This window comes from Sporolactobacillus sp. BBK16-2 (assembly GCF_059878335.1).
In genome coordinates this window covers 911,875-928,240 of sequence record NZ_CM187611.1, presented here as the reverse complement: position 1 = coordinate 928,240, position 16,366 = coordinate 911,875, and the positions used below count along the sequence as shown (strand labels likewise).

General features: G+C 44.2%; 14 protein-coding genes. 5 read left to right on the top strand and 9 right to left on the bottom strand.

What is annotated here, in order from left to right; translation table 11 throughout:
* Positions 1-197: 197 nt before the first annotated feature.
* Entirely contained in the window at positions 198-1,478 is a 1,281-nt protein-coding gene (locus AC6F33_RS04625) for an Nramp family divalent metal transporter (RefSeq protein WP_500778138.1), read from the bottom strand.
* 216 nt (positions 1,479-1,694) lie between these two features.
* Positions 1,695-2,726 (bottom strand): YkvI family membrane protein, encoded by a 1,032-nt coding sequence (locus AC6F33_RS04620; protein WP_500777830.1) that lies wholly within the window; start codon positions 2,724-2,726, stop codon positions 1,695-1,697.
* Between the two features lie 351 nt (positions 2,727-3,077).
* Between AC6F33_RS04620 and rsgA the strand changes: the two genes are divergently transcribed.
* On the top strand, positions 3,078-4,133 hold the full coding sequence (gene rsgA / locus AC6F33_RS04615; protein WP_500777829.1) for a ribosome small subunit-dependent GTPase A: 1,056 nt from the start codon (positions 3,078-3,080) through the stop codon (positions 4,131-4,133).
* Positions 4,134-4,252: 119 nt separating this feature from the next.
* Positions 4,253-4,786, top strand: a complete 534-nt coding sequence (locus tag AC6F33_RS04610; RefSeq protein WP_500777828.1) for a GNAT family N-acetyltransferase — start codon at positions 4,253-4,255, stop codon at positions 4,784-4,786.
* Between the two features lie 54 nt (positions 4,787-4,840).
* On the opposite strand, the gene AC6F33_RS04605 is transcribed toward AC6F33_RS04610, so the two are convergent.
* The gene (locus AC6F33_RS04605; RefSeq protein ID WP_255747519.1) at positions 4,841-4,939 is read right to left on the bottom strand and encodes a YjcZ family sporulation protein; all 99 of its coding nucleotides are present in this window, start codon (positions 4,937-4,939) and stop codon (positions 4,841-4,843) included.
* A 204-nt stretch (positions 4,940-5,143) separates the two neighbouring features.
* Between AC6F33_RS04605 and AC6F33_RS04600 the strand changes: the two genes are divergently transcribed.
* On the top strand, positions 5,144-6,376 hold the full coding sequence (locus AC6F33_RS04600) for an aminopeptidase (protein WP_500777827.1): 1,233 nt from the start codon (positions 5,144-5,146) through the stop codon (positions 6,374-6,376).
* Positions 6,377-6,552: 176 nt separating this feature from the next.
* Entirely contained in the window at positions 6,553-8,106 is a 1,554-nt protein-coding gene (locus tag AC6F33_RS04595; protein WP_500778137.1) for an IS1182 family transposase, read from the top strand.
* A gap of 137 nt (positions 8,107-8,243) precedes the next feature.
* Here AC6F33_RS04595 and AC6F33_RS04590 read toward each other — a convergent pair whose 3' ends face one another.
* The 3 genes from AC6F33_RS04590 to AC6F33_RS04580 form a co-directional block, all read right to left on the bottom strand.
* A complete protein-coding gene (locus AC6F33_RS04590; RefSeq protein ID WP_500777826.1) occupies positions 8,244-10,346 on the bottom strand; it encodes a methyl-accepting chemotaxis protein in 2,103 nt (700 codons plus the stop codon).
* A gap of 67 nt (positions 10,347-10,413) precedes the next feature.
* Positions 10,414-11,694: a methyl-accepting chemotaxis protein gene (locus AC6F33_RS04585; protein WP_480947635.1), complete on the bottom strand. Its 1,281-nt coding sequence runs from the start codon at positions 11,692-11,694 to the stop codon at positions 10,414-10,416.
* 115 nt (positions 11,695-11,809) lie between these two features.
* On the bottom strand, positions 11,810-12,346 hold the full coding sequence (locus AC6F33_RS04580; RefSeq protein ID WP_480947636.1) for a VanZ family protein: 537 nt from the start codon (positions 12,344-12,346) through the stop codon (positions 11,810-11,812).
* Positions 12,347-12,629: 283 nt separating this feature from the next.
* Between AC6F33_RS04580 and AC6F33_RS04575 the strand changes: the two genes are divergently transcribed.
* A complete protein-coding gene (locus tag AC6F33_RS04575) occupies positions 12,630-12,782 on the top strand; it encodes a hypothetical protein (RefSeq protein ID WP_500777825.1) in 153 nt (50 codons plus the stop codon).
* 11 nt (positions 12,783-12,793) lie between these two features.
* Here AC6F33_RS04575 and dsdA read toward each other — a convergent pair whose 3' ends face one another.
* Genes dsdA through AC6F33_RS04560 form a run of 3 tightly spaced genes read right to left on the bottom strand, consistent with a single transcriptional unit; the run spans position 12,794 to position 16,288 of the window.
* Positions 12,794-14,131 carry a D-serine ammonia-lyase gene (gene dsdA / locus AC6F33_RS04570; RefSeq protein ID WP_500777824.1) on the bottom strand — a complete coding sequence of 446 codons (1,338 nt, stop codon included), beginning with the start codon at positions 14,129-14,131 and terminating at the stop codon, positions 12,794-12,796.
* Positions 14,132-14,142: 11 nt separating this feature from the next.
* Positions 14,143-14,880 (bottom strand): hypothetical protein, encoded by a 738-nt coding sequence (locus tag AC6F33_RS04565; RefSeq protein ID WP_255747530.1) that lies wholly within the window; start codon positions 14,878-14,880, stop codon positions 14,143-14,145.
* Positions 14,873-16,288, bottom strand: a complete 1,416-nt coding sequence (locus AC6F33_RS04560; protein WP_255747532.1) for an ATP-binding protein — start codon at positions 16,286-16,288, stop codon at positions 14,873-14,875. The genes AC6F33_RS04565 and AC6F33_RS04560 overlap by 8 nt, the downstream gene beginning before the upstream one ends.
* Positions 16,289-16,366 lie beyond the last annotated feature (78 nt).

The window sequence follows — 16,366 nt, the reverse complement described above, 5'->3', positions numbered from 1 at the left end:
TACATGTCCGATACATTATAAACAAACGACAAACAACCGTCGCACCTTCATCAGGTGGCCTATCGCTTTTATCTCACAATCTTCATTTTACGTCATTTTCCGTCATAAAGTCAATTTCACAAATTCAATAATCCTGTGAACAAAATTTTTACTGCTTTACACCTGTTTTCTCACAGTGCAAAAGCATTGAATAAATCCTACCCAAAGAATGTTTGATAAAGTAGAAAGACATTCAGACAGATCACGACAGCCGCAATACACCAAGCAGTGACAGTTGTCAGCTTATGGTTCACGAGCTTGCCCATAAGCTTCTTATTGCTGGTAAACACAATAAGCGGGATGATCGCCAGTGCAATGCCGAAGGACAAGACGACCTGACTCATGACAAGTGCTTTTGTCGCGTTAGCCCCTGATATAATCAATATGAGCGGCGGCAGCATCGAGCAGACACGGCGCAGGAGGACCGGAATACGTTTATGAATAAAACCCTGCATCATAATATCACCCGCAAGTGTACCGACGGATGAACTCGACAAGCCTGCAGAAAGCAAGCCGACACCGAACAGAATACCGGCAATCGGTGCAATATAAGTGCTGAATCCGTGAAAAGCAACGGTTAAATCATCGATGACTTCCTTGCCGTAGAAAGTGGATCCTGCGACGGCAAGCATAATAGCATTAATCACACCTGCGATAATCATCGCAATCAGAATATCAATCAGTTCAAAGCGGAAAATTTTCTTACGTTCTTCCGAGTTCCGACCAATAACACGCCGGCAGGTCAGCCCCGAATGCATGTAAATCGCATGCGGCATAACCGTAGCCCCGAGAATTCCTGCCGCAAGCAGCACACTCTCGGTTCCTTGAAATTGAGGAACAAAGCCTTGAACAAATGGTTTAAATTCCGGTAAAGCAAAAAGTATTTCAAAGCTGAATGCAATGACAACAATAAAAACCATCAGGGCGATAACCATTTCAAGAGGTCTGAATCCTCTGATTTGAAACATGAGAATCAACAGTGCACAAATCGCCGTCAAGATCGCAGATGGGATCATCGGCAGACCAAAAACAAGATGAAAGCCAAGTGCCGCACCAATAAATTCGGCGAGATCCGTTGCCATGATCATGATTTCACCCTGAAGCCAATAAAAGATCGAAACTTTTCTCGGCCAGCGATCACGGATAATTTCCGGAAGATTGTGTGAGGTTGCGATTCCAATTTTGGCAGATAACATTTGGATAAGAATTGCCATTAAGTTGGAGATGACCACCACCCAGAGCAGCAAATAGCCAAATTGCGAGCCTGCCTGAATATTCGTTGCATAATTGCCTGGATCGATATAGGCGACTGCCGCGATGAAAGCAGGGCCAATGAATGGAAGCATTTGTCTCCATCCCCTTGCCCCGCCAACAGCTTGTTCAAATGATTGCGGGTGCGGTTCAGAACCGACCGCATCGGAAGATTGTCTTTTGTTCATAGTCTTTTGTTCGAATTGGTTCAGTCCGGTCTTCTGCTGTTCTTGATCGGACATAACACTCCTCCTTTTTTCGCTCTGCGAACATAAGTTTCTCTAGAGAAACTTATGTGCCTATAAATAACCTACTTTATTCTTTTACATAATGCAACTAGTTTTTACTCAAAAATGTCTAATGTAAAAAATTTATTTCAATAAAAGAACATAATTTTTACAAAATCAGTGTTTTTTTTCAGGAAGGCGCACGAAGCACATATAGATAAAAACCACGGCACACAGTGCGCCATAGAGAGGATAAAGCGTGGAGATTAACGATGCGTAGCCGAATTGTCCAATAAAAAAGGTACAGATGATCAGACTCAGCATGGCAAAGCGAATTGTGAACAGTGTTGGAAATACGCTGTGCAGCTGGCGAGTCAAGCCGAAAATATTGCCGACAAAGGTGGTCAGTATTTCTCCGAAAATAACACAGATAAATGCAGCATGCATTAATGTTCCGAGCGGGCGCACCATCTCTGCCATCGGCAATTCAAACAAACCGATATCGGACCTACCAAGCATCATGAGATGAGACATAAGCAGAATCATCGCAAGCCCGCATCCTCCGAGAATGCCGCCAAGACGAATCACCTGTTCATCTTTAAACTCTTTCGCCATCGGTACAAGCACAATAAGTGCGGTGGACAAATTAAATGCTGAGTAATTGAACGCAGAAAACAGCCAGTGGATATGGCTGGTTTCAGGAAAAAATTGGGCCCCGGCTTTGTTTATCCAAAAAGTAACCAGGACAAAACCGACCAAAAGAGGCACAACCAGCATGTTGACAAACAACAAGCCTCGAACACCCCTAATCAGAAATAGAACGCCTAGTATAAGAGCAAGCACAATGCCGAATTGCCTGCCCCATCCAAGCTGCTCGCCAAAGACTGCTCCTGCTCCGGCAAGCATCACACCGGTCATGCCCAATATGATAAAGAACAGCAACGCTTGAATGACAGTCCCAATTCGTTCGCCAAATAAAGCGGCAAGAAGCTCATTAAAAGAGTAAGCATCTAACCGTTTTGCATACACCATCATTTTCGTCCCAATCCAAGTCATGAACACGCCGCTTAGGATTGCACCAATCGTACCGAACGAATGATATTGGGTAAAAAATTGAATGATCTCGCGACCAGAGGCAAAGCCGGCACCAACAACGGTCCCGATGAACGTCGCCGCAACCTGCAAAATGCCAATTACTTTGTTCTTCATCTGATCGTCCCTTTCTGATTCCGTCATGCCCGGTTTTCTTAATTCATCCTATGCGCGGCTTGTCCCATCCATACCTCTATCTAATGGCCTTTACAAAGGCTATGAGACACTTTATACTTGGGTAGTAAATCATATGATTGAGAAAGGGGACATGTTTTATGGCGAATAGCATACGTACTGCCGCATACAATCTCATTGTCGCGTGCCACCGGTCCCCTATTTTCAGCATGATCTGAAGTTGAACTGACTATTAGGGACCGGAGGCTTTTCACAGGGCAACTCCCTTTTTCGAGAAGACCGTGTGAACGGTCTTTTTTTAATACCTAATTTTAAGACAACCGGAGGATTTACATGAACTTAAAAATGTATGGCTGGAATCAGCACTTAGACGAAACACCTTTAGATTTAGAACAAGGTCAAACCATCGGCCGGGTCACGTCCGAATATAAAGGACAGTATAAACTCGTAACAGAGCAAGGCGACTATTTAGCTGAGGTTACCGGAAAACTGCGTCATCAGGCAGAAGAACGTGAAGACTTTCCTGCAGTCGGCGACTGGGTGGTTGTCCGTGAACGTCCGTCAGAGTGCAAGGCAACCATAGATCGCATTCTTCCCAGATACAGTAAATTTTCACGAAAAGCAGCAGGCGTAACTACTGTGGAACAAATTGTCGCCGCCAATATTGATACCGTCTTCCTTGTCATGGCGCTGAATCATGACTTTAATATCCGCAGATTGGAACGCTATTTGACCATGGCCTGGGAAAGCGGTGCGAACCCCGTCATCCTGCTGAGCAAAGCGGATCTGTGTACTGATTTGGAAACGAAGATCGCCGCAGTAGAAGAAATTGCATTCGGCGTTCCCCTCATTACGGTCAGCGCACTGAGAGATGCCGGCAAGCAGCAAATCACTGACTATCTGGGTCAGGGAAAAACAGCCGTTTTTCTCGGGTCATCCGGTGCCGGAAAATCAACATTAACAAACTGGCTTTGCGGCAAAGACATTCAGGTTGTGCATTCAGTCCGCGAAGATGATGACCGGGGCAGACACACCACAACAACACGTGAACTGATTGTTCTTCCCGGCGGCGGGGTCATTATTGACACGCCGGGCATGCGCGAACTGCAGCTTTGGACGGCTTCTGATGATTCGCTGGAACAAAGCTTCTCAGATATTGAAACTTTCGCCTCTGAATGCCGTTTTAGAGATTGCACCCATCAAAAAGAGCCAGGGTGCGCGGTGCAACGCGCTCTGCAGGATGGCAGTTTGAGCGAAAATCGTTATCAAAGCTATCTCAAGCTGCAGCGCGAGCTTGCTTTTATTCGGCGCAAGTCCGATGTCCAAGAGCGGCTTAAAGAAAAAGCACGCTGGAAACAGATTCATATGTCCATGAGACGCCATCGCTGAAACGTACGAACAAAATAAAAGTCAAAGGCATTCGTTCCCGAGTGCCTTTGACTTTTATGCTAGAATAGAAAACACTGATCGTTTAAGACAAGCAGCATCATTTATATGGAGGTCATTAAATGGATCAAAAATTAACACCGCTGAAGACTATAGATTTTGATCTGTTTTATCGTTTAATGAAATGTTCATTCCCAGTAGCAGAATTTCGCCCGCGCAGTAAAGAGCGCCAGCTATTAAACCAAGCGAATTTTACCGTTTTAACACGCTATGATTTATCTGGGAAAAAAATTGACGGATTTATCGCCGAATGGTCGTTCAGTGATTTTCTCTTTCTGGAGCATTTCGCCGTGGATCCAAATCTGCGCGGACGCGGGATCGGATCGACACTGCTCAGCAATTATCTCGAGCAAGCCAAAAAAACGGTTTTAATTGAGGTCGAATCACCAACGACCGATCTTGCTGTTCGCCGTATTCACTTCTATGAGCGGTTGGGATTCTCCCTCAGTACGTTCGGTTATGTTCAGCCTGATTTAGGTCAGACCGGCGATCACATTGACTTGTTCATGATGCAATATCCGAATCCCTTGACCGAACAAGACTTTAAGAAGCGAAAAAAAGAAATTTTCCAAACCGTCTATGGAGTGGAAAACTGAAGATTATATGTACAAAAGATCGGCCCGGGGACACAGCCGGCCCGATTTTTTGTTTTAATAAGCCCACGACGCGCCAATAATAATTAAGAGAATAAACAACACAACCACCAACGCGAAGCCTGAGTTCTGTCCGAATCCTTCTGAAGCACCCATGATCCTCATCACCTCCACTTGATTTTCCCTACTATCTTATGCGAATGACCCAAATCGTTTCGCCCGTTTTTTTACATCTGCATTTTGCTTTGTTTCAGATCCGCATGCCGAACGAAAATGACTGTGCTAAAATGACAGTAATTACTGCCGTGCTATTCGTTATTTTGCCATCGGTATGAATGGATCTTACAGGAGGCTTGCTACATGAAAAATTTTGAAACATTGTTGGAACACTATGCCGATATCACAGTTAAAATCGGACTTAATGTGCAAAAAAATCAAGATGTCATGATCTTCGCACCCATTGAATCGCCGGAATTTGTACGGAAAATTGTACGAAAAGCTTATGAAGTAGGCGCTCGTCATGTCTTTGTCGACTGGACTGATGAAGAATTAACTCGATTGAGACTCGATCTTGCGTCTGAGAAATCACTCAGCCAGTTTCCCGAATGGCGTGCACGCTCATTTCAGGAACTCTCTAATCAAAATGCGGCGTTTCTCTATATCTATTCGCCGAATCCGGAACTGCTTTCAGGGATAGATCCGTTGCGCGTTGCTGCAGCACAGAAAGCAGCAGCTGCCGCAAACAAACAATTTTCTAATGATAAAAGCAGTGCCAAGGTAAGCTGGACCATTGTCTCGGTTCCGACCACTGCTTGGTCAGCCAAAGTTTTTCCCGGCATGGAAGAATCTGAACGAATCGATGCGCTTTGGCAGCAAATTTTCAAAATCACGCGAGCAGACAAGGATGATCCCGAAGCCGCGTGGAAACAGCATATCCAATCACTGACAGACAAGCTGAACTATTTCAACGAAAAACGATTTAAGACACTGCACTATGCAGGACCAGGCACCAACCTAACCATTGAGCTTCCGGCAGAACATCTTTGGATCGGCGGCGGAATGTCCAATGATCAAGGTATTCCTTTTCAGCCGAATATGCCAACTGAAGAGGTCTTTACGATGCCGCTCAAAACCGGAGTTAACGGTACCGTCTCCAGCACAAAGCCGTTGAATTATGGCGGAAATCTGATTAACAACTTCTCTGTTACATTTAAAAACGGTCGAATTGTGGATTATAAAGCAGAGCAAGGATTGGAAACACTGAAACAAATCATTGAGACTGATGAAGGCTCGCATTATCTTGGTGAAGTTTCTCTCGTTCCGCACCAATCGCCTATTTCAGAAACCAATCTTATCTTCTACAACACCTTGTATGATGAAAATGCATCCTGCCATTTAGCGATCGGCCACGGATTTCCATTTAACTATCGCGGTGGACGCAAAATGTCAGAAGAGGCACTCGCAGCGGCAGGGATGAATCAAAGCCTTACCCATGTTGATTTCATGGTCGGTTCTGGTGAACTGGATATTGACGGTGAAACAACAGATGGTGAAAGGACTCCGATTTTCCGTAACGGTAATTGGGCAATCTGAAAATCAGTATAAAAAGAGGCTGTCCCAAAAGGTGGCTTCAAATGAAAAACTCGAGAGGATTATTCTTCTCGAGTTTTTCATTTTGAGTTGTTTTGATCACAGAAAAAAACCGCCTTTTTCTTTATAATGAAATTCCCCAATCTCATTAAAAAGAGGCGATTTTTTTGAAAACAATTATCTTCAAAGAGTATAACATGAGCCAACTTATTCTTCCAATGGATTTTAGCGATAGTATTCCCAAAAATCACATGGCACGAGCAGTGAATGCTTTTGTTGATGGAATCGACCGAAAGGTCTTTCTTGAAGCTTATAAAGGTGGAGGCCGCCCGGCCTACCATCCTCAAATGATGACGAAAATTCTGCTCTACGCTTATACGCAAAAATGGTATTCTTGTCGGCAAATTGCACGTGCTCTACGTGAAAACCTTCCCATGATGTGGCTGGCCAATCAACAAACGCCCGACTTCCGAACCATCAATCGATTTCGTGTGCAACAAATGGAAACTTGTCTCCAAGCTGTTTTTGAAGACTTTATTGCTCAGATATTGGAACAGGGATACATTAGCGGTAACGATTATTATTTGGACGGAACAAAAATCGAAGCCGATGCCAATCGTTATACATTCGTCTGGAAAAAAGCAACACAACGTTATCAAGCAGCACTACAGGAAAAGGTCAGGACCGTTTTCAAAGAAATCAACGATCAGATCAAGCTGGACCATCAGGAAATTCAGGAGTTCATCCAGAACACGAAGAAGGCCGCGTCTGCTCAAGAAGTTGAAGATTGGACAAAGGGTGTAGAAGAACAGGCTGGTGAGCGATTAAAGAAGCCCGCTCGCCGATCTCCCGATCGCACACTGAGAAAACAGGTCAAAGCTCTGAAGAACGACTTCATTCCAAGAGCTAAAAAATACGAAAAACAGATGGAAACGTTTGGCGAGCGTAATAGTTATTCGAAAACGGATACCGATGCCACCTTCATGAGAATGAAAGAAGATCACATGAAAAACGGTCAGCTCAAGCCAGGATACAATGTACAGATGGGTACGGAAAATCAGATGATTCTGTTCTATACACTTCATCAAAACCCAACGGACACGCGCACACTGATTCCCCATTTAAAACAGCTGGCTCACTCTCCCATTGCGCATCCGGAACACGTCATTGCCGATGCAGGCTATGGAAGTGAAGCAAATTACCTTTACTTAATGGAAGAACATTACCAAGGGCTCATTCCCTATAACCAGTTACGTCAAGAAGAACAAAGGCGATTTAAAAAAGATCTTAGTAAGATTCAGAACTGGGAATACCATGAATTAGAAGATGTTTTTATTTGCCCGAACCACCGTAAAGTAGTGTTTAAAAAATATATGACGCGGACCGATCATTACGGATATAAAAGAGACTTTAAGATCTATGAATGTGAAGACTGTACCGAATGCCCATTCAAAAGTAAGTGCACAAAAGCCAAAGGAAATCGGCAAGTTCATTACAATCCTGTGTACGAGGAAACCAAGGCTAAAGCCCGTAGGGCTCTGAACTTAGAGGAAGGACGAGCACGTTATCGACGCCGAAAATTGGAAAACGAACCCGTCTTTGGCAATTTAAAACAAAATATGCATTTCCGCCGATTTCATCTCCGAGGGCTTAAAAAAGTTCACGTAGAATTCGGCTTATTGGCATTGGCCCATAACCTGATGAAGAAAGTTAAGATGGATTTCCAGCAATAAAAAAAGAGGAAAAGTAAGCCCTCCATAAATAAAAACAGAAAAGCGGAGAGAAAAATTGAATTTTTCTCTCCGCTCATTCACTTTTAGAGACTTTTGGGACAGCCTCTTTTTACGTTCTTTAAATTTATAAAGTAAGATCAAATTTTAAAGCGTTTGATTTCTTCCTGCATCATTTGAGCCTGTTGATCCAGATCTCCGGCCAACTTGTTCAGTTCTTCCATAGAAGCCGTTTGTTCCTGAACAGAAGCACTCATTTCTTCGGTGCTGGCAGCGGTCTCCTCACTTGTTGACGCAATGGTTTGTGAACCTTGAGTTATCTGTTCAATCTGTTCATGCGTCTTAATAATCGCATTGGCGATTGTCTGCATGCCCTTCACATTAAGTATGATTGTTTTTTCGATTTCTTTAAACGCGTCATTGGATTCGGCAACGGCAGCATGTTGTTCTTGAAGTGTTTCGTTCGTTTGCTCACAATAAGCGACTGCTTGCTGAATTTCATGATTCATTGATTGAACCGTATCGGTTACTTCTTTTAATGAATGATTCGTCTGCTGTGCAAGTTTGCGAATCTCTCCGGCAACAACCGCAAAGCCTTTTCCATGTTCACCCGCATGCGCAGCTTCAATGCTCGCATTCAAAGAGAGCAAATTTGTTCTTCGCGCAATACCGTCCAGCACATCAATAATTTGATGCACATTTTTCGCATGCTCTTCCATTTTCAATACGGTACTGATGATCTGATGCGTCGTATCCGCAGATGTCTTTGATTGGGCGGAAAGATGGTTCATCTTTTCAAGACCGCCATTCGCATATTCCTTCATTCGCTCGGCCCCATGAAGAACCTCTGTACTTCGGTCATCAATGCGATTAACCTCATCCAAAAGACTTTGCAGCGACGATTGGCTCTCGTCAATCGACTTAGACTGACTTGATGCTCCCGTAGCAATTTCCGTAACCGTTGCACTAATTTCATTCGCAGACGCTACATTCTCTTCAGCACTGGCTACCAATGTTTGCGAAGCCCCAATGATTTGATGCGACACCTCATACATCTTCTTAAAGGCTTCACGGTTCGTATTCGCAAGTGCATTAATACTTTTTGTCAGCTGGGATAATTCATCATCGCCTTGGACCGGTATCTTAACGGTAAGATCTCCATTTTCAATGCGGCCCGCAGCTTCTTGAAGCTTTCTCAATCGCGTAACAACACGACCAAGTGTGTAGAGCGTGATCAAAATAGAAACAATAATAATAATGACCAACGTTGCAACGGACGGCAGCGTAATAAGGTTTGCCCTGTTCGAAATCACGCTTTTGTCAATAATGCCTAATAGGGTCCATCCGGATGTCTTATTCGTGCGGAAACTTACCAATTTTTGCGAGCCGTCGATTTTCGCATAAAATTTGCCGCTCTTTCCCATCCTGCGCATTTTCTTAAAAAAATCTTGACCGGCAACACTTTTACCTAACTGATTTTTTTTAGGAGACGCTATGTAGGTGCCTTTGCTGTCAAGCAGTGCCACATAGCCGGAATCTCCAAGCTTTGCTTCGCTTACCTGCTTGATAATGGATTGGATAAATAAATCCATCTTAATGACACCTTTTACTTGTCCGTTATCAACAATTGCCTGCACGACGCTCACGACATTTTGCTTCGTTACGCTGTCCGTATAAGGGTCGGTCCACATTGACTGACCATTTCCCCCTACCCCGTCCTTGTACCACTGTTCTGCGGTAGGATCATAGCCTTTGTCAAAGAAATACATAGGCGAACGTACAATATCTCCTTTTGCCGATGCATAGGTAATTGCTTGATATTTAGTATTCGAACTGAGTACATTTTGGAAATCTTGTTGAATTTCTTCGTTATTTTTCTGAACATTATCAAGCATTTTGCTCATTGTAAACTGGCGTGTAACCGATTGCGCGTCATCAAAATAGGTATCAAAGGTTTGATCCGTGGCCTTCAATTGTGCCATGGCTGATTGCGTCATCTGATCGCGGATGAGCTTAGCTCCGTAGATGTAACTGAATAGCCCGCCGATCAAACCGACGATTACCATGATGCTGACGATTGGAATTAAAAGCTGTTTCTTCACACTCATTTTTTCTAAAGCGCGCCCATTCAGAAATTGCGGCAATTTAATGAGAAATGCCCCTGCAGCTTTAAGCCTTTCTCCCAGTGCCATTTTCTTTTCACTTGTCTTTTTTGCCTTATCCGTATCTTTTTCTTTGTTCATGTGTTCTCAGCCCCCCGAGTACCTTGCTCCCTTATATCTATTGATCAAATCAATGGAAAAATTTGAATTAAACTAGCTTGTACCCCTTAAGGGCCTTTTGAATGATCGCAGCATCTGCTTCCAGATCAGCCGCAAGTTTGGTCAGATGTTCCATTCCGGCGGTCTGTTCCTCGATCGATGCCGTCACTTCCTCTGTGCCGGCAGCTGTTTGTTCACTGATCTGAGTCATTCCATCAATATGTTCTTTAATTTTTTGCGTCTGCGTCGCCATGTCTTTGATCGAAGCGGAAATGTTGCTGATTCGCTCTTTATTCTCAGTCACGGCTTCAGCAATCCGCTTTGATGCCTTCTCAAAAGCACTGACAACGATAAATTGTTCTTCCAAAACTTTACTTGTTTTTCCGGCAAACTGAACCGTATTTTCCGTATCCAAACGAATGCCAGTCATCAACTCGGAAATTTCTTTCAAGGCATGATCGGTTTGTTCCGACAACTTACGCACTTCATCTGCGACAACAGCAAAGCCTTTGCCTTGTTCTCCGGCACGAGCGGCCTCGATCGCCGCATTTAAGGCAAGCAAATTGGTTTGGCCGGCAATTTCAGAGACGGATTCAATGATCTTGCCTACATTCTTTGAACGTGAATCTAAGGAAGCGATCGCGTCAATAATATCAGCAGTCGTACTGATTGTCCGTTCCGAATGATTTCTCAGCTTAATGACAGACTGCTGATTTCCTTCAGAAATTTTGGCCAGCTGCTCCGCGCCGTGCTCCATCATCTGTGTCTGCTCCGTAATGCTGCCCATTCTCTCTTTTAACTGATCCGTTGCCTCTTTATTTTTTCCCATTAATTCTGCTTCATCGGAGGCTCCGGCAGCAATTTCGGTCATCGTCGATCCGATCTCGTTTGATGAAGCCGTATGCTCTTCAACACTTGAAACCAGCGATTGCGAGGCATCGTTTACTTTTTCGGAGACTAGTGACATGCTCTCAATCACACTGTGATTCATTCGAATCATGTGGTTGATGCCTTCGGCGAGTCGTGCCAATTCATCATTTTCTTTATCGTTGATAATCACACTCATATCGCCTGTCTCAGCTTTGCCGACAGCAAGCCTCAAATCATGCACACGCTTGTTGTATCCCTTGAAGATAAAAAGTAAGGCAAAAAGACCCGCGATTAAGGTCACCCCGCTTGCAAAAATAGCGGGAACAAGCATTCCTTCGACACCGAGATAATAAAAAACCGCAGCGACAACCAATACGCCAATAAAAAAAGCAACAAAATAAAGGCTCTGAAGATTAAAGCGCCTTTTGTTTTGGCTTTTTTGTTTCTCTTTTAAAGCCATGACTGATCCATCCCTTCAAGCCCACTTCAATCACGTTCACAATCTCGCACAGCCCACCATCTATCACTAAGTATATCGGAGTGTTCAACTGAAAAGTTTATTCAATTTTCATCATTTATCCGTGTTGTTCAGCGCGAAATCGTGACGAATGATTGCTACCTGTATAAAAGAGATAGTAATAAAGATCAAGTATAAATACAATGACCATCGCCAAAATCATCCCGGTCAAATCAAACGTAAATGTGTCGATTAAGTGACCGGTTCGCCCCGGAACAAAAGTCTGATGCCACTCGTCGAACATCGCATAGCAAAGTGAGATCGCCGGACCGCACAAATAGCAGAGCAAACGAGGCATGACTGTCGTCATAAATAAGTTAATAATCATGAAGGTTAAAAGACAGTATTCCGTTACATGACTTGCCTTGCGAAAAACAAACTCAAACAATGCATAAGGTTCGTCGGACGTAATACGTTCCCCGCCATAATTAAAATCGACATGCGGAAACGTTTCCGCCGTCCACTGAAAATGCGCCTTTAAGAACGGCTGCATATTCTGGTCAGCGTAAGGAGTCGATGATCCTTTATAGATCATGCCAATAATAAATAAGATAAGAATAAGCCAAAAAACGAATGCTTTAGGATTTTTAAACATCTTGTAAACCCCCATCAAAAGAATCTCTATCCTAGATCTGTCCGAATATTCCATTGTAAAGATCACAAAACAATTTCTTAATTATTTTTTAATTATAGCGCAATGACTTAGACATTTTATAGGTGTATTTTCCCACCGTCAGCTGTTTAATCAAATTAATTAATTCGTCAGAATAATAAAAATTATGTCCGTACTGCTGAATCATCTTGCAAGAAACGCGGATAAATTATGACTAAATTGCGCAGAATAATCAGCGCTTCACACATTGAAGGGAGTTTTCTCTATGAATAAAGAGCAGGAATTCAATCGCCAATTTAAGGCGAGGGAAAATACAGGTGAACACCGCAATGGACGGCTCGCCCAGCAAAAAAATCACACCGATGGGAACCATGCACCGAATGAATTCACCAGCGAACACAAGAATGAGGACCGTTAATCACGAATCTCCTATCGAGAAGCCCGGGCATAATAGGCTTCTCGATTTTTTTGAGGAACCATTCCGCCTCCGGTTGCCCAAAAAAGGTGTGTTGCATTGGCCATTTTATCCGTCAAATGATGATTTTCTAAATACTTCTTTCCTGTCTTGCTTTCCAGCAACATATGAGGTCCGGCTAGGCCTGCGGCAGCCGACGGTTCGATCCAATGATTTTCCGTATCCTTAAGTGCTTTTAGATAGTAGAAAAGGCGATCGTCATCCACGGTAAGACAACCCGAAATTAAATGACCAGCTGCTTTGCCCGCGAACGCCGATGGACGCGGAACTGCCAATCCATCAGCTGCTGTGTGATTATCAAGTCCGAAATCGCGTACGGATACCTGGTCGTCTAATCCCGTCAAAAGGCCGAGTAAAAAGCATGGCGCATGGGTCGGTTCAACAAAAAAAGCATGAACGTGCATGCCGAATGCTTGTTTTAATCCAAAGGTTACACCGGCCGGTCCCCCACCGACACCGCATGGCAAATAGACAAACAGCGGATGATCGGCATCTACTGAGATACCTTCTTCCTGAAATTGTTTCTTCAGACGGTTACCCGCGGTAGCATAGCCAACAAACAGATCCTTTGAATTTTCATCATCAATGAAATGGCAGTGCGGGTCCAGATCCGCCTGCTTGCGCCCCTCTGTAATCGCCACACTGTAGTCCGCGGAATATTCTTTTACAAAAGCTCCTTTTTCGCGGAGCAGTGCTTTTTTCCATGCACTCGCATCCGCCGACATGTGTACGGTTGTCTGAAATCCAAGCGTCGCACCAACAATGCCAATGCTGAGACCCAGGTTACCTGTTGAACCAACAGCGATTGAATAGCGTGAGAAAAATTGCTTGAACGAATCATCTGCAAGCAACGCGTAATCATCGGACTCCCTGAGCAAATTGGAACTAATCGCCAATTGTTCCGCAGTCTTGAGTACTTCATAAATCCCGCCGCGTGCCTTAATTGATCCGGAGATCGGCAGTTCGCTGTCTGCCTTCATCATTAACCGGCCGGGAATTCGTGTGCCCGCTTCTTCTCCCAAATAAGCTTGTAATTCAGCTGTTGAATAAATCGGCGATTCAATTAAGCCGCCCGCTTGTCCGGTTTCAGGGAAAACCGACGCCAAGTAAGGAGCAAAGCGGCGCAGCCGCGCTTCGGCATCAGTCACATCACTAGAGGTAACCATCCTCGCATCACGTTCGCCATAATGTGGATTCAGCCATAGCACTTCATTTTTATCTCTTATCTTGATCACTGTCGGTTCTGCGTGCTCCCACTCCGCCAATGTTTTGCCGCCAATACATTTGTCCATCGGTCTCCTCCTTAACGTGCGTTTTCTTCAAGGGCTTTCTGCTGTTCCAAAGTATCCAGCATATCAAAAATTAAATGAAAGTTTGAATACCGTTGCACAGAATGTGCGCCCCTCTCAATAAAATCCCAGGTGCCATCAATTGATCCTTGAACAGCAAAAGGCTGATCATGGAAAAAATGATAAAAATGATCCGGCTGATCACGGCAGGCACGTTCAAATGCACGCGATTGATTAATTTTTTCCTCAATAGTCATATTACGATTATTATGCATGACATGATCCAAGTTGCAAGAGAAATAGAAGATAAAATAGTAGATTCCATTCATAATGACGTCTGCCGAACACATGGTCCGCAATTCAGATGCCTTTATTTTATTCCTTTTTTGTATGTACTGTTGAATACCGGGATTGGCAACAACAATTCCCGACTCACGGTAAACCGGATCACGCCCGACCGATGCGTTCACCTCAATGTTTCGATCGTCAACGAAAACCCCGTCCGTGTCCGTCAACTGTATCACCGCAAGAATCTCCTGCTTGCGGTATTTCGTTTCATTCATTATTTTTCGAACCTGATCCGTGACTCGGGTCTTTACATTTTTTCGCACGCCGGGTCTTGTGAACATATCGCCACGGGTAATATGAACATATACACTGTACTTGCTCGGCACATAGTTACGGATCGCTGCAATTGTCCGTTCGTCCGACACACCTTCCACAATAAACACAATGGCCTTTTTTTCAGCCATGACTCCATTCACCCGCCTCATCGAATGCTTCCATAATATCGTAGCGATCCGTCGGCTGATAAACTTCTTCTCCAGCATGACCAAGCTGAATCGCACGAATATAGACATCACGAATATTTGAGCTGTCCCGTATTCCTTTCAGTACAATATAGCGATTCTCGGGATTGGCAGATGTAAATGCCAAATTTTCTCTTTCAAGAACCTCGAGAAGGCGTAAGTTGTGCGAGGTGAACAGGAGTTGCCCCTTGCCGCCGTTATTCAAAATTTTCACAATCTCGCCAAGTAAAAATTCGTAGATACCGGCATCAAGTTCATCAATCACAATGCATGCATTTTCATCGTTATACATCACAATAAGCGAGCTCAGCACCGTCAGCAGTTTTTTGATGCCATCACTTTCACAAGCGATCGGAAGCGAGCGACCTTCACGCTTTGCTACCAACTCAACACGTACACCGTTTCTGCCGTCATGCAGCAGCTCGCCTCCCAGATTTTTTGCTTCCACAGTCAGACCGGGGACAACCTCTTTCAATACCTTGCTGATCGCTGTGAACATTGTTTGAAGTATTTCAAACGTTTCCATATCCATTCTTTTGGGTGCATCAATCGGAAAATTGATGACCCCATAGCCCTGCTCATTGGGATTCAAAGTCGTATTTCTGCAATGAATCGGTATCGACAGGTTGGCGAGCGACATTCCCGATTCGTGATTGCTCAGCACAAACAATCGTCCGGCAAAGATATTTTTGAGTACCTGAAGCAGCGTGAACGGTTCCTGATCAAGAGTCCTTTCAAGCAGATCAAAGCCTTCCTGACGAAAGAAAACAGAGGTACGCTGCTGATAAGCCAACTCAGAGTTGACCTTGAATGCGACCACTAAATTTTCTTTTCTCGATTTTATTTTCGACGCAACCGTATTCGGGGCAAGCTTCTCCTCCCCATCTTTTCGAGTAAAAGCGACCATCGTTTTATAGCGCGCGCCTTTGACCAATTCCTTATAGCGAATTTCTTCATGCGACAAATACACCGGATCAGGACCGCGATCATTTGCCAGATTTACCGCATCATCCGCATCCAGATCCTGCTTTGTCAGTGCCACATCATAGACAGCTTCGTAGCATTGACGCTCCACACAAATCAAAAAGGTGAAAACGAAGCGCACCGTGTCGCTCCGCTGATAGATCAGACGATCAACGCCCGGATCAAGCGGCTGCCCGCAGAGCAGTGCACGAAGCACCTCAAACGCAGACACAACCGCCGTTTTTCCCGAACCGTTTTGCCCATACAATCCGAGCACATCTGCACGCTTCATTGAACGATTCTTAGAACAAGGAAAATACAATTTGCCTTGAACAACGTTTTTGCAATTATGTACTTCCACACTTGAGACGCGTACTTTTAGATTCATGAATAGTACTCCTTCAAGGACATTTTCGTAACGATAACATAAAACAAATCCTCACAATAAGTATTCTGGGAAAAGGTG